Genomic DNA, 22,824 nt, shown 5'->3' with positions numbered 1-22,824 from the left:
AAAAATTATTGACAGACATCAATGTGTGATCTTTATCCAGCAAAAATAGCATTCACTTAGTTTACTACAACGCTTCAGATTACAATATGGTTCATATGCAGTAAGGAATAGTTAAAATTATTCCTCAGATATAAAAATTAACAGCCTAAACAGGCATATTGTCTAGGGTGGCATTTTATAATCACAGTAATACGCAGAGGAGTTAACAAAGCGTAAAATTGATCCGCCTTGTAGTTTAGCATCTACTAATAAATTAATTATTAAGTTAGTGAGCAGAAATTAACTTCCTGCCACATAAATACTTTTACTCATAATTACAAGCTTCGACGTTGGCTAAAACAATGAAATTCACTGATATTGCACTCAGACCAATATCGGCACAATTGCCTGTTGGTCAAGATCCGAGGGATCTCGATCTCTTTTCTGACTTGAAAAGAAACGTAAATCGATTAAGCAGCCTTGTCTCACCAGCGCCATGGAAAGAGATCTATACTGTTTCAGAATCACTCCTGACCCAGCACAGCAAGGACTTTCGCTGTGCCAGTTACTATTGTGTATCTGCCTGTCGTATTGACGGATTGATGGGAGCGGTTAACGGACTCAATGTTCTCAATGATCTGTCCATCGTCTATTGGCACACGGCTTTTCCGGCTGCCAGTAAACCCAATGCACGTATCCAGTCTTTTGACTGGGTGGCAGAACAAATGCCGTTGGCACTGAGCAAAATTAAAGTGTCGCTGAAGGACCTGCCCTTAGTCGAAGCCGGACACCACCTTGCTCTGAATATTGAACAGGAACTTCATCGTCAATTGGGGAAGCAAGCCCCATCGCTGGGCCCTGTTCGCAGGCAGTTTACGGAATGGAAAGATCAGCTGGATGAACAGGCCGAAAAAGAATTAGCTAAACAAAAGCAGCGTCAATTACCCACGCCAGCCCCGTCGCCAGAAGTGACAAATCAGCCTGCTGCTGAGCAGCCACCTGTCAAAAAACAGGCGGCAAAACACATTCTGCCGGCCTGGTGTTACTGGTTGGCCACCGTGTTTACCCTGGGTTGCCTGGTCTTTTCTGTTGTCGCAGTCCGGCAATACCTGTACCAGCGTGATATTAAGACCGCAACTGCCGAACAACTGGAAAGTATTACATCCAGACTTATCCAGGCAGAGCCCTATTTCAAACACAGACTCAAAGAAGATGTCCTGACCAGAACCCATGATCTGATGATGAACTGGACGGCTTTTCCCGGACGGGTATATGAGCACCAGACACTGGAAGAGCTGGCCAATAACGTCAATACGCTCTATCCCGACTCCATTGCAGCCAAAGAGTCAGTGAGTCAGTATCGGGCAGGTAAAGCGGCGCTGGCGCAGGATTATCTGCTCATCAATGACCAGTTCAAACGAGCCAGAACTATCATAGCGAATGCAGCACTTGTCGATGACAGTGAGAATATTTCAGCGGCCTACCGATTTAGTAATACCCTTTTTCCATTCCTTGGCCGCCTTGATTATTTGGAGAAAGGTCACATAAACCATGACGATATTTTAAAAGCACAAAAAACCTTGAGTGCCTATCAATATCGCCTTATGGAACTCACACATAATTTCGAAAATAAAAACCAATAAAAATTATTCAGGCAGGTTATATCTTGATTAGCAAACTCAAAACGCCAAGAGTATTTATCGTGCTCTCTGCAGTGCTGCTTTCGGTGCTGTATGGCTTATTCTCATATTTCATTATGGCTTTTCCTGTCAGTAATTACCTGACATGGGGGCCTATGGTCATCATTTTTGGTGTAGCAATATTGCTTCTGATCGGTTACGAAATAAAGAAGCGTAAGTCACGCTCTACCAGCGATATAGAAACAGAAGAAGAAACGCTGAAGGGACTCTTGTCTTCCCTGTTGAAAAGTTCCAGTCATAAACCTATTTACCTGTTACTGGGCAACAAGAAATCAGGAAAGACATCGCTCCTGACCAGTTCTCATGCGATCAAGCCAATAGATCAGAAAAATACGCTGCAAACTGATTATTTTGTCTGGCACGAATCAGAAAAGGCGATTTACATCAAGCCTGCTCCGCGCCTGATTTATCAGGATACATCCAATACAGATCAAACTCTCTGGAAAGCATTTCTGGAGAAAATTGTCAGTGTTAAGCCCCGCAAACCATTTGCAGGCTGCCTGTATGTGGTGGATCTTGAATTTTTGATCACTCAGGAGGAGTCTCAGCGCGAGTATATACTGGATATTATCAATACCCGTCTCAGTGACATCACTGAGATGACCCATACAGCCTTGCCTGTGTATGTTTTCCTGTCAAAAATCGACAAACTGAAAGGCTTCAAAGAATTTGTGTCTCTCAGCCCGCTGAAAATGCAGCTAGAACATCTTTCCATTTCCCTGAAAGATGCCAAAGGCACACTCAATGACGTCTTTGACAGCGGCTTTTACGCTATTCTGAGCAAGATGGAACAAAGCACCCTTGACTGTGCCGCGATGGAACGCTCACTGGTCAACAACAGTGCACTGGTTACTTTTCCAAAACAGTTCGAGCTTTGTCATAGAATCATCCGGGATACCCTGAACAAAGTGCGGCTGGAAAAGGACGGGTTTCACCTTGTTGACTTGCGGGGTCTTTACTTCACATCCAGTCATCAAGGTGGCCGGAAATACAACCTGCTTGCCAAAGGATGCAGTAATTATTTCAATGTTCCAATGATTGCGTCCGAACACGACCAGTTATCAGAATCACCTCTGTTCACTCGCTTTATTATTGATGAGCAGGTGCTACCAGAGGCAAACTTTGCCGGTGAAAACAAGCGCCATCTAAGACAACTCATCCGCAAAAGCCACATGACAATGGCCGCTTGTGTCACTTTGCTCAGCGTAAGTGGTTACTATTTCTTTACGACTACGCAAAGCAATATTTCCATAATCAACCAGCTTCTGGAAGTCGCTAATAATAAAAGCGAAGATCACGAATACGCCGACCTGAAGAGCCAGTTTGCCGTCACATCAAACGGTATTTTGCCTCTTTATCAGGCCTGGACCAACGCCAGCCATCTTCTGGACGAAAAGCTGATCGATATTAATGTCGACAAACTGGATCAGACAACGCAGATTGCCTATCAGCATTTACTGGACAGCATTCACCTGCAACTGTTGCCGCTAGTAGAAAAGCATATCCAACTGAAGCTGGCAAAAAGCAGCCTGTCACATCAAGAAAAGCTCCATTTACTGAAAATTTATCTGATGCTGAATGAAGCTGACAAACGCGATTACAGTTTTCTTCTGAAGTCAATTTCACGTCTGCTCACTGGTGATTTGGGCTCTGAGGGGGCGTATGCCAGCATACCTCAATATCTGGCGGTGTACTTCAAAACCAATTTCCCACCCATTGAGATCAACTGGGATCTGGTTCGTACTACCAGGCGTGACCTGCTGTCCCAATCCAAAGTGGAGATTGCCTACAGCCAGATTCTCAACAGTGGCAGAGATGCCGATCTCGGCCAGCTCAGTATTCCACGTGCAATAGGTTTCAATTTTGGTGAAATTTTTGATAATGAAAAAAGCAATCTTAATGAACTGAATATCAACAAAATTTATACCGCGACCGGCTTTACCACTTTCTATCGTCCTTTATCGGAGTCTTTATCGCACGATTTGATTGCCGACAACTGGGTGTTGGGTTTATCCAATAACACTCTGCCGTCTGACGAAGAGCTTAAAGCCTTTCAGGCCAAGGTGCGTCGTAAATATACTGACGACTATATCAATGTCTGGCGTACTGCCATCAGCGATTTACGCTTTAAGCGGTATGACAACATAGTTGAAATAACCAATGCGATTGACACTCTGTCAGGCCCGACATCACCGTTAAGTACCATACTGAATTTGTTGTATACCAACACCAAATATTCGCCAGAAGCTGGTGCGCTGGCTCAGATACCACTGAAGGATGAACGCCTTAATCAAGCGGTAGATCTGTTAAAAGACTCGGCAGAGAAAGTGATCGAACCTGATTACGAGCTGATGAAAAGGGTCGAGAAAGCCTTTGCGGTAATTAATACCCTGCAAACCAGTGAAACAGAAAACTCACAAGCCCCCTGGGATCAGGTGATCAGTTCGCTCAGCAACCTGCGAGCGTATCTGAAGCAGATCACCGATGCGCCAAATGTACAGCAAGCGGCTTTGATCGCCGCCAAAGCCAGAATGCGTGAAACCGCGGCTGATCCCATTGTTCGTTTGAAGCAGGTTGCCCAAAAAGCACCGGAGCCTGTGAAAAGCTGGTTAAATGAAATCGCCCATCAGGCGTGGTCTGTCTTGCTGGCAGAATCCCAATTGGGTATCCAGGAGTTATGGACCAGTAATGTCTACAGTAAATTTGAACTTGTAGGTCAGAACAAGTATCCGTTCACCAAGCATGCTGAAACTGAGATTTCACTGACCGATTTCGAAGAATTTTTTGCTGCGCAAGGCACTCTGGACAGCTTCATTGATGACACGCTTTCGCCTTTCTATGACACGAATTTGTGGCAGGCCAAACGTGTTGATGGCGAAACATTGCAGCTATCGCAAGAAATGATCACCCAGATGAAGAACTACACCATGATCAAGAATGTGCTTTTCGATCCCACATCGAACAAGTTCAACATTGATTTCAGTTCACGCTTTATCGATCTGGATTCCAGCGCAATACGCGCCAGCCTGAACTTCGGTGGTGAAAGTCTGGATTATTACCATGGCCCGGCAAAGAGTAAGCAGTTTGTGTGGCCACCGGAAAGTAACGAGTTTTTCGTGAACGTCAACATTCAGGACATCACCTCCAGCGGTGAACAACACAGAAAAGCAAAGGAAGGTTTTTGGTCCATTTTCCGACTATTAAATGAGTCACAACTCGAACCGACATCGGATGGTGGATTCAACGCGGACATTCTTGTTTCAGGGCGACATATGACGGTAAAAATCAAACCGTCTAACTCTAATAATCCGTTCCTTTTACAAGAACTGTATAACTTCTCTGTTCCAAGAGATATCCAATAAGTTGGTAGCTTAGGTTAATCAAAGTCGAGAATAATGATAATGAATACTTTACACAGCAACAGCATTGACCGAATTGATAGGAAGATATTGTCAAACCTGCTGGTTAACGGACGTGAATCGATCGCAAATATGGCCCGCAATGTGGGCCTTTCCAGAACAGCCGTCGCTGAGCGGATTACGCGAATGGAGAAGTCTGGGGTGATCGAGGGTTACACGGCCAAAATCGGGACCCAAAAAAGCGCAACCATGACCAGCTGTTACCTGCTGATCAAATGCGAAAATGGTTGGAAGAAAAAAGTGTGCGACAGCCTGAGAGAAATTCCGGAGATTAAATCCATCAGTGTTGTCGGTGGTGGATTTGACATCATCACTTTACTGGAGGCGGCTTCATTACACCTGATGAATGAACTGTGTGATGAAGCAGAAAACATTGTCGGTATCAAGGAGCTGCATACCACAGTTGTTTTCCATAGCCCTATTTGCCGTTAAGCGCCGGGGTCACCCTTAGCCGCTTTATTTACCCACCTGGCACTCAGCGATGCAGCCAATACTGCAGTAGCAGAGTGCCAGGCACTATTTCTAGACAGCACCGATGATCACCACTGTCTGTTTATCACCTTGCACCTTACCCAACCAGCTGACCTGTCCAAGCCGGTTCGCTTCCTTCGAGCCCAGAATACTGGCTGGTAGTCCATCTGTTTTCACTTCCAGTTTCAGGTCCCAGGCCATAGGATCGCGCAACACAAAACGCATCAACTCTTTGAGCAGCCCATAACCCTGTTCACCAGGCAAGAAATGGCAGTATTGCTCATAGTCCAATTCATGAAAGACCAAATTAAATTTACCTGTGATGTCGGTGAGGTGATCACCCAAGTGGTAATCCTGGCCAAGCACACAGTTAACATGTCCTAAGCTGTTGAGCTGCGAAGGAGCAATTTTCACCCTGCGGGGTACCCACTGTTCAATACTGACTTTTGTCAGGTTAAAACAGTGGGCCACAATGCCTGACACTAGGTTCGGAGAACGCGTTCTTGAAGATAACTGGCCAATATAAGAAAGCAGTTTTGCTCTGTCGAAGTTAAAGTCACTGTCTTCGCTGAGATCAGAAGAAATACCAACCAGGTTAAACAGATTACGGGACAACGGATCAACGGCCCCGGATTCGTAACGGACATGGTATCTGTATTTTTTCCATATCCTGTACAAATGTGAGAGGTACCTGTGGTGAAAGAAATCGAAAAAATCTTTTACCGGATTATCATCACCCTCCCGACCTGCCAGCTTTTCTGTATATGCGGTAGGTAAAGGTGAGCCAGTACCGTGCAGGCCACCGAAATTCACTGTCAGACTGGGAACATCCCTGTTATCCCATGACACAGTCTCAAACTGCGAGATATCAGAGCGGGGAAAACCCAACTCAGGTGAAATACGAAACCGCAGAAATTCCTGCTGCGGTGTTTTCGCCTGTCCTACAGAGGCAAATTGCACGGATGTTTTCTTTTTCTCGGCAGCCTCCAGTAAATAAACCGCCTGAAAAAAAGCATACTCATGGCTGGACTGGTGAATCTTATCTATCATATCACCGCCTGTTTACCCTGATTGCCATCCCACCGATACACCTCACCGGTTTTTACATCAATCACTTCCAGTTCTGAGAATGAGTTAATGCTGGAATACAAAGAGAAAAACTCATTCAGGATAGATACCAGCAGGTACATGTCCCCTTCATTGGCAAACATGGATGAATCCATTTGCAGTACAATCTGGTTACCCCGGATAGGTAAACCACGGAATATACGTTCAATGGGCTTCATGTTAATCGCTTTAATACCGTTCAGGCGGTTAGCCGACGCGCGCTGAGACTGTCTGTCACTGCGTGAATGAAAGTCGTAAATACTCAGCATCATTTTCAGCACATCAGTATCAATTAACGACAAATAGTTAAGTGACATATTGGCAATCAATTGCCAATGCAGACTACTGTCAATTTGCGGGCTGACAGAAACTGTCGGCTTTGTCAGGTTAGTGAAATCGGCCTGCTTCGGTGACTTATGGGTCGTAAATGTAATGTCTCCGGGTGCCAACCGTTGCGGGAGTTTACCGTTAGTACAGGTTAACTTAATCAACACCGTTTCAGTCTCAAGATTGGCGACACCGGCATTGTGATCAAAAAAGGAAATATAATGCGACAAGCCTTTCCCTGAGACATGTTCCGTGACTTTTACATTGTAGTAATGGCGATTGTTATCAATACCTAACTGATGCTCAAAGGACTCAAAAGGTAAATAATCAACCTGACGACGGTTTTCATTACTCCAGCCTCGTACCTGGTTGACCGAATACACTTCGAAGTTATTTTGCCGGGTTGTTTGCGGACGCACCCGGTATTCAGTTCGCTTATGATCCAAGCGGATCGGATCGGCATCCAGCTCAAACACGTTAGCTATCGGCGTGCAGAAAAGCCGCAAATTTTTCTCTCTTATCGTCACTTCTGACGGCAAAGAGCGTGAAAAATTGAATACCAGGCTCATGGTACTCTGGCTGGGTACCCCTTTGAGCCATTCCAGACCATCGACATCAAAGAACATAAATTTGTCCGGCATCGAAAAATATTCCTGGATCAATCGATAGCCGGAAAAAGAATTTGGCCCGTAGGGCAATAATGCTTCATCTTCAGAAAAACCCACTTTCTTTATACATGAAGCAGGTAAGCGCTGACTTCCACCTCCCGCAAGCTTGACATCAACACTGTCTAAATAACGAAATAGCCACAGATAAAGTATGCGGGAGATATGCAATTCACCGTGAATATGAAAACGTAATTTATCTAACCCAATGCGTGATAACTCTACCCCTGTGTCGGTTGATAAGGTGACATTGAGATGACTGTTCGAGCGTGTATTCTGCTGAGCCACAGAAGTGATAGACAGTGGATACAAATCGACATCGTAACAGGTCCGAAAATGGCACTGTGTCTCATCGACTTTTTCGCTGGCCATTTCATGACCACGCGTCACTGTGCTTTTCTGCGACACACTCCCCGTATAAGGGATCATCTGAGCAATACACATTGAAGGCACAGAGCGTAAATAATGCGGCCACAACAGAGATATCAGGGATTGGGTCAGTTCAGGAAGCTCATCATCCAGCTTCTGACGTAATTTGCCGTTCAGAAATGCAAAGCCTTCCAGTAAGCGCTCCACATCGGGATCATTACTGCTTTCCGACAGAAACTTAGTCAGCTGAGGGTGGCTTTTCGAAAACTCAGAACCCGCTTCTTTAAGAAACGAGAGCTCATCCTGAAAATACTTGCTATAAGTCATGTTCGTCGTCTCTACACTGAAAATTTACCGTCTACACCAACAGACAGATCAATGTTCATTCTGGTTTTCTTATTGTTATGAAAAACTTCGCCATTGACGGCAAACCGGAGCTGGAGCGGATCATCAGTGTGAGGGACATACCTCACCACTACGCCTGCTAATCTTGGCTCAAACTTTTCAATGGTGGCTTTCACACTGTTTCTGATTTCCCGGACGATATTGGATTTATCGGCCAGAACATCATTAAAATCAGGCAGACCATAATCTTTCGCTATCATGGCATTGCCCGCATGAGTATTGAGCAAATCAGCCAGATGATGGTGAATCGACTCAATCAGATACTGGGTCGACTCCACCGCATCATAGCTGTTCTTGGTTTCGCCCATCTCAATGCGCTCGAGTAATCGGTAACCTTTATCCATAGACAAATTTCGAACGGCAGACCACTTCAGAGTCACTCGCCCTGACAATAGCTGCCGTTCGCCTTTACTTAGTTTTGGTCCAGTTTACCGACCAGAGACAATTCAAAACTGGCGCCCATGTACTTGAAGTGCGGACGCACAGCAAGAGACACACGGTACCAGCCCGGATCGCCTTCAACATCTGAGACTTCAACCCGCGCTGCACGTAACGGACGACGGCCACGTACTTCTGCCGGCGGATTTTCCTGATCAGAAACGTACTGACGAATCCACTTGTTGAGTTCAATTTCAAGATCAGTACGCTCTTTCCACGATCCGATCTGCTCACGCTGCAGCACTTTCAGGTAATGCGCCAGGCGGTTGATAATGAACATATAAGGCAGCTGAGTACCTAACTTGTAGTTGGTTTCAGCAGCTTTGCCTTCTGGTGAGTTACCAAAGAATTTTGGCTTCTGCACAGAGTTTGCTGAGAAGAATGCGGCATTGTCAGAGCCTTTACGCATCGTCAGTGCGATGAAGCCTTCTTCAGCCAGTTCAAATTCACGGCGATCAGACACCAGGACTTCTGTCGGAATTTTGGTTTCAATGCGGCCCATCGACTCAAAGTTGTGCACCGGCAGATCATTCACCGTACCGCCGCTTTGCGGACCGATAATGTTCGGACACCAGCGAAAATTCGCGAAGGAATCGGAAATACGGGAAGCCAGAGCGTAGGCAGAGTTACCCCACAGATAATGATCATGGCTGCCTGACACATTTTCGTTGTAGTCAAACGCCTTAATCGGGTTGTCTGCAACAGAATACGGCGCACGCAGCATGAAACCTGTAGTACACAGGCCCAGATAACGGGAATCTTCATGTTCACGCAGACCACGCCATTTAGTGTACTGAGGGCCTTCAAACACTGATTTCAAATCTTTCAGATTTGGCAGTTCCTCGTAGCTGTCTACACCGAAGAACTGTGGCCCGGCAGAGGTAATGAAAGGTGCATGAGACATGGCACCCACATTCGCCATATATTCCATCAGTTTAATATCCGGTGAGGTTGACGACATCTTAAAGTCACAGATCACCGCACCCACTGGCTTACCACCAAACTGGCCGTATTCACGGGTATAGATTTGCTTATACAGACCCGATTTCACCACTTCCGGGGCATCATCAAAATCATCAAGCACTTCATTTTTCTTCGCTGAAATCACTTCGATCTGAATATTTTCGCGAAAATCAGTCTGATCAACCAGGTACTTCAGTCCACGCCAGGAAGATTCAATGGCCTGAATTTCTGGCGAGTGCAAAATGGCATCGACCTGAGCCGACATTTTCTGGTCGATTTCAGAAATCATCAGATCAACCAGCGACTGATCTACTTTATCGGATACATTTTTGCTCAGCAGTTCCGAAATGAACGCTTCAACGCCACGCTTTGCAACATCAAAACCTTCATCAGATGGCTTGAGCCGGGTTTCGTTCAAAATACTGTCTAACAGTGAACCGGATTCAGCCAATTGTGCATCCTGCTCCGGAGTCATAGCTTCAGTTGTCATGTGCCACCTGTTTATTCTTCGTTATTAGAATTGATGCTCAGTTCACTGAGCAGCTTGCTGCGTGCTTCATCATCCTGCAGCACCTGGGCGATACGTTTGCGGAATGCAGGCACGTTACCCAGAGGACCTTTCAGTGCAACCAGCGCTTCACGCAGCTCCAGCAGGCTGCTCAATTCAGGCACCTGGCGGGCAACGGCTTCCGGTGAAAAGTCTTTGATATTTTTAAAAGTCAGATCAACGCCCATCTGTGCGCCTTCTTCGCCGCTTAAACGGTTATCAACGTTGACTTTGACATTCGGTGCATAGGCACTCAGCACATCATTAAAGTTATCTTTATCAATGTTTATCGGATCACGATCCTCAATAGGAGTCTCGTTATCACGACCGGTGAAATCACCAATCACCATCATGCTCAGGGGCAGTTCTACTTCTTCCTGAGCATCACCTGTAGCAGGAACATATCGGATATTAATTCGCTCTTTAGGAGCGACTGAACCATCTTTAGACATAACTTGTCCTTCTTAGCAGCTATATGTTAATGAACGGCCGCGAGCCATTCTCTGTACTTAGCGGGAAACGCATCTTCCCGTGAATAAATTTGAGTCAGCGTTAAAGACAGTAACTGCTCCAGTTCGGCATCCAGAGTCGGTTCCCAGTAACTCAAATTAATGCGTTCTCTTTCTGGCCAGATCACTTCCAGATGCGGCAGCGCAATACTGTGCAGCCCGTTGTGGTGCAGCAACCTGGCCAATTGCAGATGCAAGAGAAATCGTGATCGCCCTGATTGGGCATCATCCAGTAACGAAGACGCTGACACCAGAAGCTGTCCCAGTTCAGCACCTTCAAGAATGTCATCGCCGCTGTCACCCAGCAGCTCAGCGAGCCCTTCATGGCCTGATGAGCCGGAAGTGGCTGACTGTGCAGCCAGCCATTGGCGGGTAGCCTCGTCAGCAAACGGGGTGTCATCGTCAAACTTCAGCGCCTCGATACCGGCTAATCGTGTGGTAAAACGCCGCGTCTCTTCGCGCACGGACTCCGCAGCCTGGCTAAATCCCAGCTGTTTGAGCATGTCATGCATCAGGCGCTGACCGGTCAGCCAGAACGGAGTATTGCGCAGGCTTTTTTCAAGCCGGCGGTAATGCTCAGAGGCAGACTGGTTTACCAGTGCCGACTCATAATCGGACAAGGTATCTTTGTTCACCGGTAGCCTGAGTGGTGTTTTACCTTCGGCATCGTGAGGGGGTAATTCATCAATTGCCATCCAGGTCACAAATCGTCCAACCTGATAGGCAAGTGGCATTTCAGGGCTCTGATGCAGTAAATGTTCTGCCATCTGCTCCAGGGATTTTTTATCCGCCTCGCCACTCAATACACTTGTCTTTGCCACAGGAGCTGACGGGGTTACTTTTGGCGTCGTCACAGCGGAGGCAGACGCAGGTTCAGGGGCCGCAACCGCTTTGGGCTCAGCCACAAATGACGGCCCGTCTGCCATCTGGCCTTTGTCTGGTTCCACTCCGGATTGTGGTGATGCAGGCAGTTCTCCAAGAGAATTGCTGCTGGTAGTCAACGCATTGCGCGCATTGATCAAAGATGCCTCTGAGCCTTCAAAGACTTCGCCCATCGCAAAACTGATGTCCTGACATAAGGCCGCACAGGCTTGCAGATCAGACTGAACAGGATTACTCAGTTTGGCTGCAATCAGCTCAATTTGATTATCCAGCCATTCTATCGCGCCATCCCGGCCTCGCGCTCTTGCCGGGTACAATGAACTGCCATACTGTTCCAGCGCCGATTTCAGCAAAGTGAGTCCGGCTTTCAGCCCGTCGCTGCCATAATGCTCAGCCCAAGCCCGAGCCATGTAAGCCATGGCTTTCAGATCTTTACTGTGCTGTAGCAGTACGGTTTCAGCCTGCAGCTCAACGATTTGCCAGTCCACCGTTTCACCAAACAATGAGCCGAACTTTTTGACTTCCGCTTCCATCAGCTCATAGCACAGTTCATAACGGGCATCTTCTCCGACCGGAAGCCCGGCACCTATCGGTGACAACAGCTTATCTAATCGGGTATTGAGTTCGCTCATGTATCCCACTCCCAGTCAGGCAAAACAACAGAGGTAACATTATTGGCATTGATACTGAGTGCCCCGGCTTTAAAGCGGGTTGCATGGCTTGCTTCAATATCCTGTTTAAGCAGGGCTTTGATGGTATCTACTCTGTCAGGCGCAAAGGTTTTCACATCCTGATAGGCCTGCTGAATAATATTTTTTTCTACCACCAGATCGGACTGCAGAGACTGACGGAGTATGTATTCACCGCGGCGGGCATACAGTAAGGCGCCCATGCTGCGGATGTCCTTACTTTCGGGAAACACCTGCTGGGCACTTTCGATCAGGCCGGCCGCATCTTTAAATTGCGCTTTATCCATAAGCTGTGACACGCGGGCAAGAATTTTGGTGACAGTCTGGTACCGGACTTCGTGAGAATAGTAATATGCGTTTGCCGTTGCTTTTTTCCATGACGCTTCAAACGCTTTACGGGCAAACATCACATCGCCCAACTCCAGTAAATTCAAGGCTTCTTCTGGTGTCACTGCGTTTTCACTGTATAAACTTGCGTTTTGCAACAGGGCATTAATTCTCGCCTGCGCACTCGACAGCTGTTTTTCAATGTGAACTTTGTCACTGTCTTTACCACCCTGCATTAATCGGCGCATGACGATTAATTCATTCTTTACGGCCTGCAATTGATCGCGGCGTTCGGCATTGGTTGCTCTTTCCTGCTCAAACACCGGACTCATCTGCTGATAAATCTGCTTCTCCTGCGCTGATTTTCTGCGGTCATATTCTTCAACCACAGATACCGCTGTTTTTGATAACTCAGGAGTTTCTGAGGTGAATTCATTCAGAAACTGGTAGCTGTACCACGAGGTATCATCAGGCTGAAAAACCTTGCCGTCATAAGCAAAACTGGCCGGCGAACTGGTTTGATAGTTATCCATGGCAAAAAAGTAAGCATGGCGGAGCACCAGAAACGCCACCAGCACTAACGTGGCGCAAATCAGAGTAATTTCCAACGAGCGCCAGCCATCAATGGCATGTATCAGATCGTGCTTTCTTCTGCTTAATAACAGATCGGCATTACGCATATTGTTAAAAATAGGTGCATTAGACAGCGGTGTATCTGTGTCAATCTGACCCAGGATCTGCGCAAAATGAATCGGTGAGAAACCATGGCTGCGCGGTTTACCGATCACTGTTTTAATGGCTTTCCAGGCATGTGGCGGAATGACCACAGGCCGCTTCTGGCCGGTTATCACCACCCCAATCTCCGGGCTTGCCGCTACCCCCAGAAACAGGCAATACGCCATAACAGCAAGGGAGTACACATCATCTTCAGGCTGCCCGATTCCGGAGCGGATATAGTCTGGTGACGCGTAATTCAGGCTGGCTTCCGCATAGGTGTTCGTTTCACCGGTATATTGTGCAGCGCCAAAATCCACCAGACGAACGGCATCATCAGCGCCTATCAGCACATTAGAGGGTTTGACATCAAGGTGGCACACACCTTGTGTGTGCGCATAGTCCAGCGCACCGGCCAGTTGGTAAATCAGCCAGGCAATATGGTCGGCACGAAAACCACCGTGATTATGACGACTGACTTTCTGTGCCAGATTCTCCCCGCTCACCCATTCCATGAAGAAGTATGGTGTGGAAAACTCATGCCCGACTTTTATGTACTTCACAACATTGGGGTGCTGACACACTTCGAGTTTGGTTGCCTCGCTCAGTAGTGCATTTTCGGTGGCTTCATTGCCTCGCTCTAATACCGACTTACAGCAAATGATTTTATTGGGTTCATCTTTATCGGCTAATTTATACAGCACAGTGCCACGACCCGGCTTGGTAATCGTGTCGAGAATATCGAACTTCGCCCGCAAGCTTTCTTCAAGAGAAGGTCTGCTCGCAAGATCCAATTCCTTTTGACGTTTCTTTTTCTTTATCAGCGCGCGATTAATAACATCATCAATCGCAGACACCTTTTGATTGCCAGATTCAGACAAAGGGAAAAACCAGCCATAAAACCAATAGATGGCGAGAGTTTAGAGTTGTCTTATTAAGCATTTCAATAGGCGAATAACATTCCGACTTTTTGATAGTCAAGAAAGTCATTTTCACTATAAAAAAGCTCATAATGAAACAGGGCGATGAGTAGCTTTTGCGCAGACAAAAATACCCGCAATAATGGGATGTTGATATTGATCCCAAATAATTTTTCCCGTTGATAAAAGCGTGGGGAGTGAAATAATCAATGAATGTTCATCACCACTTAATTAAAGTGACAATATGGTCGTTTATGTTGGTACCATTTTACTGTTCACAACGCTCTGCTCTTGCTTCTTTAACAGGCCTTTTCACTGAGCATAGTTGTTTTTATTAGTATCTCAGTACAAATCTGATTCAGGTTTGCTGACAGATAGCGCATTAATTGTATCGTGCTATGAAGGCCAACGAAAAAAGGGCTATTTAAGCCCTTTAAAATTCGCATCAATAGGATGAATGTTATTCGACGACCAGCTCGACTCGTACGTTTCCGCGCGTTGCATTCGAATAAGGGCAAACCTGATGTGCTTTCTCAGCCAGTTGAGTGGCAGCCTCGCGATCCAGCCCCGGCAGTGAAATGTGCAGTTCAACATCAATAGCAAAACCAACACCGGCAGGATTTTCACCAATGCCTACTTGCGCTGTCACACTCGGCTCGCCAGGTAGTTTGATACTGTCCTGAGCCGCAACAAATTTCATGGCTCCGATAAAACAGGCGGAATACCCTGCCGCAAATAACTGCTCCGGGTTAGTGCCTTCTCCTCCCTGGCCCCCCAGCTCAGTTGGCGTGCTGAGTTTCACTTTCAGTTTACCGTCCGCTGACTCCGATGCTCCGTCACGGCCGCCAGTAGATGTTGCTTTTGTTGAATACAGAACTTTCATTACTTTTCTCCATTTAGTGAATGCGATAGTTCAATGACGGTAGAACACATCCTTCAGGAAAGATTATTCAGGACTATGCCTGGCCTCTCTCCCATTGCCTGAACCGCCAAATTCTTCTGTAGAAATAACTGTAGCTGAGTCTCTGAGAAATGACGTTTGCTCAGTGCCCCAATTACCGGTTTTGCGCCTGACCCCGGCACTGTGATCATCGGCTACCCGCAGCCACAGGCTGCATCACCTGATCGTAATAACGCGGATTGAATCGCCAGTAGAGACAGGCGGTGATCGCCACCAGACCCAAATGCAGCAGCCAGCCAGACACAAACGAACCCGTAAGATCATTCAGTAAGGCGATCACCCAGGGGGCCAGGCCGGCAATAATAAACCCGCCTCCTTGCATCAGAGCGGCCAGTGTGCCCGCCTCTTCGGGAGCTTTGCTGTGGTCCAATGCAGTAACAATGATTAATGAGAAACTGCCTCCCAGCCCTGCGCCACACATCCCGACCCATAGCATAGCCGTTCCGGCCGGCCAGAGTGCCAGCCCACAAAAGCCGAGCGACTGCATAACAAGCGTCAGCATTAACCACAGCCGCCTGTCCGTTTGTTTTCTTGCCAATACCGGCAATCCCACGGCGCTGATTGCCTGACAGACAGACATCACAACAATCAGCGTTGCGCTGTCAGAGCGCTCCCAGCCCAGTGACTGATAATAAGGTGCAAGCCAGGCGACCAGCGTAGAATAACCGCCATTGACCAAGCCAAATGCAGCCATCAAAGACCAGGTGCGAGGGCGATGCAACAAAGTCTGCACCTGCGACATATTCGGCCGCTTTGCCGGAACTCCTGTTAAATACCGCCAGCCAACCAGCATCGCGATAAAGACAGGTACAGCCAGCAGCCCTAACGATTGACGCCAGCTCAATCCAGCGTCCATGAGATGCGGAATGCTGTAAGCACCCAGCGCACCGCCCACCATCAGACAGGCCGAATACACCCCCGTGATGGGTGCAACCTGCCGGGGAAACGAGGATTTAATCAAGCCGGGCATGGCTGACTGAACAAATGCCACGCCCACCCCGCACAACACAGCCGTAAAGATGAAAGTCACCCCATCCTGCACCCAAAATCGCAATAACGTACCCAGTAACAGGATTGCCAGGGCAATTAACATCCCTTTCCGGGTTCCCCAGGCGGCCTGAAGCCCGGGAGAAACAAACGCACCGACTCCCATCAGCAGCATAGGTAACAGGGTCAGTAAAGATGCCGAATACACCGTCATGCCTAACTCGGGCATGATGGTATTTAAAATGGGTCCGGGAGCAACCAGGAAAGGTCTGAGGTTAAGCCCGATTAATACAATCAGTACGAGTATCATCCAGCCTGAGCGAGGCTGAGCATACTTGGCAGCCGGTATCATGACTGAGTGTCAGAAAGTGCATTTGCCACCTGCCACTTTTCATACAGATGGTGCTCAGCCTCCACCGCTGACGGGTCAGGCTGATGTGTTATCACCGCCCAGCTTTGTTGTTCAACAGGCACAGACAACTCGCGTGCAATCGCGGCGGTAGATAAGCCAAAAGCTTCCGCCTGTTCATTAGAGTAAGCAAACACTATCTCTGTAACGCCGGACATTCGCATCGCGGCCAGGCACATAGGACAGGGCTGACCGCTGGCATACACTTTACAGCCATCCAGCCGGGGGGATTTGAGCGCCTTACCGGCCTCACGTAATGCCAGCAACTCAGCATGAGCCGTAGGATCACACTCGGCCTGCATCCGGTTTACCCCTGTCGCGATCACTTTCTCGTCTTTCACAACCACTGCACCAAACGGGCGTCCGCCTTGTTTGACGTTACTTTCAGCCAATGAGATAGCTTGCGATAAAAATGGATTCATACTGCGCCTTTTACTTACGTGTGACTATTTCGGAATTCATTAATCAGGATAATCCGACACTATACGTTTTGTCCTGAGTACTCTGAAATTAAATGATTCACTGGCAGGTATTTGAAAATCAAATACCGGGCATTGCCTGGCAGGTTCTGGCTCTCGCTACAGAAGACATAACAGCGTTTGGCGGGAGATATTTACAGAAGCTATAGTCAATACAACAAAGTAAGCGATTAACTCAATGTTTGTCACACAGGATTGGCTCATGCAAGAACCCAACACTATCATGAAACAACTCGGGTATTTAGGGCTGGTCCCTTTTGTCATCACCGCCCTGCTTGCTGTTGCTGACATCAGCCTTTTTAACCTGTCCGGGCAACAAATGTTCATCGCTTACAGTGCGGTTATCCTGAGCTTTTTATCCGGGATCCTGTGGGGAAATGCCATTGATCATATTTCCCATAAACTCAGCCGCAATGCCCTTATATTGAGCAATCTGTTTGTGCTGCTTGCCTGGGCAGCCATACTGCAAGGTCATAAACATGACCTTATCGCAACAGGTTTACTGGCACTGGGTTATGCAGCCGTCTGGTTTGCAGAGAAACTCATCCGGCAAACAGAAGGTGAAGTGAACCCCAAAGGGTATCAGACTTTACGTGGCAGACTGACTGCAGGCGTGATTGTCCTGCATGGAGTGGTGATCTTGAGCTGAAAGGCCCCAAAACTGGTAACAGATGAAGGATATTTTTAGTCTCTGGATAACAGCACATAGTCTGTCGGAGAAAGGCCCACGCGGCTTTTAAACATTGTGCTGAACGCACCAGGGCTGTCATAACCTACCGCAAGTGATGTGTCCATGACATTCAAACCGCTGGACAATAACTCCAGGCTACGAGATAACCGCTGTCTGCGAAGCCATTCACCAAAACTCAACCCCAAATGCAGATGGTATTTTCTGGACACACTGCGTTCAGAGATCCCTAACATTTTAGCAGCATCAGTGAGCGACCATGGATGTTCCAACCGGGAGGATATTTTCTCGCAAATCACTTTTAAGCCTGAATCCTCGTGGGGTACAGGTACGTAAAAATCCAATGCGGAAATTTCTCTGAGCTCATCTAGTATAAGCTCAACAATCCGCTCTTCTTTTCCACCTTTTGGGTACTGTTGAGGGATATTGATAGCTGCAAGAATTAACTCTCGTAGTAAGGGAGTCACCTCCAGCACCTGACACTCATTCGGTAAATCCGCACGAGCTAAGGGATCAATAAATAGCGTTTTCACCTGCACCGTACCATTAGCCCTTAAACTGTGCGTCATTCCGGCTGGAATCCACAATCCCCGCCCAGGTGGTACTATCCAGCTCCCTTTTTCCGTTTCTATTCGTAGTAAACCATGCAGTGTATGAAGCAGTTGGGCCGTTGTATGAGAATGAGGTGGTTCGGTATCACCATGAAAGTAACAATGCGCCAGCGCTTTCAATCCACCAGGCATTGACTCAAACTGGAAATACATAATGACCACCTCTATTTACTCTCAAACCCTGACTGCCTGACAGACGACATCACAAGATTACTTATCGCCTTCAGTAACATTTAAATGCTCTGTTTCCCCGGTCGGAAAAACCTGAATCTCCTCTTCAACCAGAAGATTGGATACCGCATTCAATGTCGCTTGTAATGATGCTCGACTGGTATCACTTTCAATTGCAACACCAAAATAACGCCCACTTTGGAATGAATGACATTCAATATATGAAACCGCACGGCTGCGGGTTGTTTTACCCAGCGTATGTTCGGAGTAATGCCTTATCGCTATCGGAATGTCCAGTATTCTTTCAAGGCCACAAATAAGAGCACTTAACAAGCCATTACTTCTTCCCTGAACTTTTATCACCTGGTTGTGATATCGAACTCTGGCGGTGATGCTTTGCTCTGCCCCCTCAGGCTTACTCTCATAGTCCAGCAAAAGCATTGATGTATAGGGTGTCATACCATAATGACGGCGAAACAAGGTCCATATCTCCGCCAGACTTAATTCGAGTCCGTGTTGCTCACTGCAACGCTGTACCTGTTGGCTAAAATCTATCTGCAGATTCCGTGGTAATTTCAAACCATGATTTTGCTCAATAAGCCAGGCAGCGCCACTTTTTCCTGACTGGCTGTTTACCCGGATGACCGCTTCGTAATCACAACCCACATCTTTCGGATCAATCGGCAAGTAAGGCACTTGCCATCGCTCAGATGGCTCATTTGCTCTGGCATCAAAGCCTTTTTTGATTGCATCTTGATGGGAGCCTGAAAAAGCGGTAAACACCATTTCTCCCGCATAAGGATGCCTGGGGTGAACGGGTAGATCGTTACACTCTTCAACAATATCTACCGATGCTCTGATATCTGAAAAATCCAGATGAGGTGTAATTCCCTGTGTATACAAGTTCAGCGCCAGGGTGACAATATCAACATTTCCTGTTCGTTCACCATTACCGAATAAACACCCCTCGACTCGCTGAGCACCAGCAAGCATAGCCAATTCAGCAGCGGCAACACCAGTGCCTCTGTCATTATGAGGATGGATGCTGATTGTAACGTGCCGTAAATCAGAAAAAGAATGGATGAATTTTTCGATTTGATCGGCATACACGTTTGGCGTATTCACTTCCACAGTGGTGGGTAAGTTTAAGATTAAAGGCCGCTTTTCATCCGGTTGCCACGCATCCCTGACAGCTTCACAGATAGCCAGAGCAAACTCGAACTCAGTAAAACAGAAGGTCTCCGGAGAGTATTCAAGAACCCAGTCTGTCTCGGTATTCTCTTCGCATAACTGACGAATATGCTTCACGCCGTTTACTGCCAAATTGAGTGTTTCTTCTTTGCTCTTTTTAAACACAATATCCCGGAACACAGGCGCTGTTGCATTATACAGATGCACAATGGCTCGGGGAGCTCCCCTCAGAGAACTCATCGTTTTTTCAATCAGCTCGGGGCGGGACTGAGTGATCACCTGAATCCACACATCTTTGGGTATCATGCTTTGCTCTATCAGATACCTCACAAAGTCATAATCGATTGCTGATGCAGACGGAAAAGCAACTTCAATTTCTTTAAAACCGCATTTAATCAAATGTTCAAACAAGCGTGTTTTTTTAGCAAAGTCCATCGGATTGACCAAAGCCTGATTCCCATCACGAAGATCTGTAGAGCACCAACGAGGTGCCTGAACTAGCTTGTGTGACGGCCAACTACGTTGAGGAAAATCTATTACTGATGAGGGAATATATTTTTTCGCGGGATTTAGCATGACATGTCTCCTTATAAGTATGTTTAATACCCTAAAGGTGCATGCCATGACTGTCTTACTCGTTCAGGACAAAAACCATTGTGATTGGGACAAGTAAACGCCAATGACAGCAAACCGAGACCGCTCCGCTGCGGACGGTCTCATTGAGATGCACGATTTCTACTCTGGCTTGATATTCTGATTCATCCTGAACAGGTTGTGGGGATCGTATTTTTTCTTCAGTGCGACCAAGCGCGTGTAGGCCTCCCCGTACGCGAAGGCCACACGATCACCTTCGTCCTGAGTCAGAAAATTAATGTATGCCCCGGCACTGGCAAATGGTTGGGATTTAGCGAAGAATTCCCGTGCCCAGGCGATGCAGGCTTCATCTTCCTCTGCAGTGTCCCAGCGGCCGTGTACATTCATGACATAGCGTGCATCACGGCTGGCGTATGCCATGGCATCCGGTGATACGTTTTCTGTCTGACCGCCAATGGTGCCGATAAATATCTCGCACTGGGGTGACGGCAATTTTCCGGCAAATGCGATCAGGATATCCAATACCTCATCCGATAAATGGGTAAAGTTGTGCGACTTCCAGTAATTCCGGGCGCCTTGGGCCAATAAAGGATCAAATGCCTGCTGCCAGGCGACATAAGGTTGTACGCCGACATGCTCACCGTACGGTGTACCGAAACTGCGCAGTGGCGCAATCAGTTTTTCACCTTCTTCGGGATCGCCAAAATAACACAAGGCCAGCGCGATCATTTCTTTGCCATGAACCGTTTCCGGTAAAAATGGTAAGGGCGGTGCTTTGCGTGTCACCATCCAGACATTCAGCGCGTCTGGCATGGATTCGGTAAAGCGGGCAAATTGCGTCAAAATGGATTTTGCCTGCTCAAACGGAAAAACGATCAGCCCGCTAAGCACATCCGGGCCCACAGGGTGCAACTGAAATTCAAAGCTGGTGACAATACCGAAATTACCGCCGCCGCCCCGTAGTCCCCAGAATAAATCGGCGTTTTCAGTGTCGCTGGCTTTTACCTGTGTGCCTTTGGCAGTGACTACATGCGCTGAAAGTAAGTTATCGACCGTCATGCCATACAGACGGCTCAACCAGCCGAAGCCGCCTCCCAGAGTCAAACCTGCCACACCTGTGGTTGAGTTAATGCCGAAAGGAGTAGCAAGGCCGTATTTTTGTACCGCGGCATCCACATCGCCCAGCGTACAGCCAGGTTCCACCATCACCTTGCGGGTATTCGGGTTCACATGCACCGCCTTCATCAATGACAGGTCGATCATGATCCCGTCATCGCAAACCGCGTTACCGGCAATATTGTGTCCACCGCCGCGCACAGACAACAGAAGGTCATGTTCACGGGCAAAATTCACCGCCTGGAGAACACATTCCGCCGAAGTACAACGAGCAATGAGAGCCGGTTTACGGTCAATCATCGCGTTCCAGATCTGCCGGACCTCATCATATTCATCATCTTTGGGGACTATCACCTTCCCCTGAAAATGCACCCTGAATCTATCAATAGATGCAGCCTCTAGCTGGCTCATACCCGCCTCCGCGTCATTCATTACCTGGACCACACGCACAGAGTGCTCGCTCAGCCAACTATGGTTTATGGCGCAGGCGCACCACGGCGACCCGGAACAGGTCCCGTGTAATCAAATCAACCTATCTATAGAGTAAAACCCATTCACGGGTGGCGGTGTTGTCCCTTACTTGAGACGAAGTACAGGATTGCGACCTCGGGGCTAGCCTGTGCCTGAATAGGCTCGGCTGAAGACTGGCCGTCCGCCCCGTCCAGGCTTCTTCACCCTGTCTCATCTTGCTCTCTCATTTTGCAAAGGTTCAGGCGAAAAAAAACCGCTGACAGTTCAGCGGTTTCTTCGAATGTGGCGGAACCAGAACAAGGTATAGAGGGATTTTCAAATCCCGGAAAACATCATCTGCAGTCCAATAAAAAAAGCCCCGACTAAATAACTGTTCCTAAATGTAGATCACTGATAAGTAGAAATTGAAGGGAACTCGGTAGCGTTTGTGCGATCTGATCAGTCGCCAAACATCCAAAACTCACAAAACAGTACCGAGTGCCATGATTCTAACATTACCCGACCGGGCAGAGCGACGTCGCCTCATTAAAAATATACATAAAACCAAAGATAAGGATCACTGCCGACGTTTGACTGCCATTTTGCTTCTCGCTGAAGGCCAGACTGTTGCTGCTGTATCCAATACACTTGCTGCAGCTCGGTCTTCTGTAAACAGGTGGGTTCGATGGTACACAGAGTGCGGTATCGAAGGTCTGGAAAGTTCAACGAGAGGCCG

General features: G+C 47.5%; 18 protein-coding genes. 5 read left to right on the top strand and 13 right to left on the bottom strand.

Annotated elements, in window-relative coordinates:
- The first annotated feature begins 341 nt into the window (after window positions 1-341).
- From H511_RS0108065 to H511_RS0108055, 3 genes are read left to right on the top strand one after another with little or no spacing between them, the layout of a single operon-like run.
- Window positions 342-1,622, top strand: coding sequence for a type VI secretion system ImpA family N-terminal domain-containing protein (locus H511_RS0108065; protein ID WP_081669224.1), 1,281 nt, complete (start codon window positions 342-344; stop codon window positions 1,620-1,622).
- 23 nt (window positions 1,623-1,645) lie between these two features.
- Complete coding sequence (gene tssM, locus H511_RS0108060) at window positions 1,646-5,041, top strand: type VI secretion system membrane subunit TssM (protein WP_155804834.1); 3,396 nt, start codon at window positions 1,646-1,648, stop codon at window positions 5,039-5,041.
- Between the two features lie 36 nt (window positions 5,042-5,077).
- Window positions 5,078-5,530, top strand: a complete 453-nt coding sequence (locus H511_RS0108055) for an Lrp/AsnC family transcriptional regulator (protein ID WP_027251851.1) — start codon at window positions 5,078-5,080, stop codon at window positions 5,528-5,530.
- A 90-nt stretch (window positions 5,531-5,620) separates the two neighbouring features.
- Here the strand turns inward: H511_RS0108055 and tssG are convergent, their stop codons facing one another.
- The 10 genes from tssG to H511_RS0108000 form a co-directional block, all read right to left on the bottom strand.
- Window positions 5,621-6,619, bottom strand: a complete 999-nt coding sequence (gene tssG / locus H511_RS0108050; RefSeq protein ID WP_027251850.1) for a type VI secretion system baseplate subunit TssG — start codon at window positions 6,617-6,619, stop codon at window positions 5,621-5,623.
- Window positions 6,616-8,364 (bottom strand): type VI secretion system baseplate subunit TssF, encoded by a 1,749-nt coding sequence (gene tssF / locus H511_RS0108045; protein WP_027251849.1) that lies wholly within the window; start codon window positions 8,362-8,364, stop codon window positions 6,616-6,618. The genes tssG and tssF overlap by 4 nt, the downstream gene beginning before the upstream one ends.
- Window positions 8,365-8,375: 11 nt before the next feature.
- On the bottom strand, window positions 8,376-8,786 hold the full coding sequence (gene tssE, locus H511_RS0108040) for a type VI secretion system baseplate subunit TssE (RefSeq protein WP_027251848.1): 411 nt from the start codon (window positions 8,784-8,786) through the stop codon (window positions 8,376-8,378).
- A gap of 68 nt (window positions 8,787-8,854) precedes the next feature.
- A complete protein-coding gene (gene tssC / locus H511_RS0108035; protein WP_027251847.1) occupies window positions 8,855-10,333 on the bottom strand; it encodes a type VI secretion system contractile sheath large subunit in 1,479 nt (492 codons plus the stop codon).
- Window positions 10,334-10,344: 11 nt separating this feature from the next.
- Window positions 10,345-10,842 carry a type VI secretion system contractile sheath small subunit gene (gene tssB, locus H511_RS0108030; RefSeq protein ID WP_027251846.1) on the bottom strand — a complete coding sequence of 166 codons (498 nt, stop codon included), beginning with the start codon at window positions 10,840-10,842 and terminating at the stop codon, window positions 10,345-10,347.
- 26 nt (window positions 10,843-10,868) lie between these two features.
- Window positions 10,869-12,413, bottom strand: a complete 1,545-nt coding sequence (gene tssA / locus H511_RS0108025; protein ID WP_027251845.1) for a type VI secretion system protein TssA — start codon at window positions 12,411-12,413, stop codon at window positions 10,869-10,871.
- Window positions 12,410-14,368 carry a serine/threonine-protein kinase gene (locus tag H511_RS24055; protein ID WP_051287995.1) on the bottom strand — a complete coding sequence of 653 codons (1,959 nt, stop codon included), beginning with the start codon at window positions 14,366-14,368 and terminating at the stop codon, window positions 12,410-12,412. The genes tssA and H511_RS24055 overlap by 4 nt, the downstream gene beginning before the upstream one ends.
- Window positions 14,369-14,891: 523 nt before the next feature.
- Window positions 14,892-15,314: an organic hydroperoxide resistance protein gene (locus H511_RS0108015; RefSeq protein ID WP_027251843.1), complete on the bottom strand. Its 423-nt coding sequence runs from the start codon at window positions 15,312-15,314 to the stop codon at window positions 14,892-14,894.
- Window positions 15,315-15,519: 205 nt separating this feature from the next.
- Window positions 15,520-16,731 (bottom strand): cyanate transporter, encoded by a 1,212-nt coding sequence (locus H511_RS0108005; RefSeq protein ID WP_027251842.1) that lies wholly within the window; start codon window positions 16,729-16,731, stop codon window positions 15,520-15,522.
- Window positions 16,728-17,210, bottom strand: coding sequence for a nucleoside deaminase (locus H511_RS0108000; RefSeq protein WP_027251841.1), 483 nt, complete (start codon window positions 17,208-17,210; stop codon window positions 16,728-16,730). Before H511_RS0108000 ends, H511_RS0108005 begins: the two co-directional genes overlap by 4 nt.
- A gap of 259 nt (window positions 17,211-17,469) precedes the next feature.
- Here H511_RS0108000 and H511_RS0107990 point away from each other — a divergent pair, with 259 nt between their 5' ends.
- Entirely contained in the window at window positions 17,470-17,916 is a 447-nt protein-coding gene (locus H511_RS0107990; protein ID WP_027251840.1) for a DUF3429 domain-containing protein, read from the top strand.
- Window positions 17,917-17,951: 35 nt separating this feature from the next.
- Here H511_RS0107990 and H511_RS0107985 read toward each other — a convergent pair whose 3' ends face one another.
- The 3 genes from H511_RS0107985 to H511_RS0107975 all read right to left on the bottom strand — a co-directional run bounded on the left by H511_RS0107985 (window position 17,952) and on the right by H511_RS0107975 (window position 22,049).
- Window positions 17,952-18,719, bottom strand: coding sequence for an AraC family transcriptional regulator (locus H511_RS0107985; protein ID WP_027251839.1), 768 nt, complete (start codon window positions 18,717-18,719; stop codon window positions 17,952-17,954).
- A gap of 57 nt (window positions 18,720-18,776) precedes the next feature.
- Window positions 18,777-20,504 (bottom strand): 2-isopropylmalate synthase, encoded by a 1,728-nt coding sequence (gene leuA / locus H511_RS22855; RefSeq protein ID WP_081669222.1) that lies wholly within the window; start codon window positions 20,502-20,504, stop codon window positions 18,777-18,779.
- 159 nt (window positions 20,505-20,663) lie between these two features.
- Window positions 20,664-22,049, bottom strand: a complete 1,386-nt coding sequence (locus H511_RS0107975) for an FAD-binding oxidoreductase (protein ID WP_027251838.1) — start codon at window positions 22,047-22,049, stop codon at window positions 20,664-20,666.
- Between the two features lie 542 nt (window positions 22,050-22,591).
- On the opposite strand from H511_RS0107975, the gene H511_RS24340 reads away from it, so the two are divergent.
- The coding region (locus H511_RS24340; RefSeq protein WP_155804818.1) for a helix-turn-helix domain-containing protein at window positions 22,592-22,824 on the top strand (233 nt) is incomplete at its 3' end.

This window comes from Photobacterium halotolerans DSM 18316 (assembly GCF_000425165.1).
Taxonomy (GTDB): Bacteria; Pseudomonadota; Gammaproteobacteria; order Enterobacterales; family Vibrionaceae; genus Photobacterium; species Photobacterium halotolerans.
This window is presented reverse-complemented; position numbering and strand designations above follow the sequence as displayed.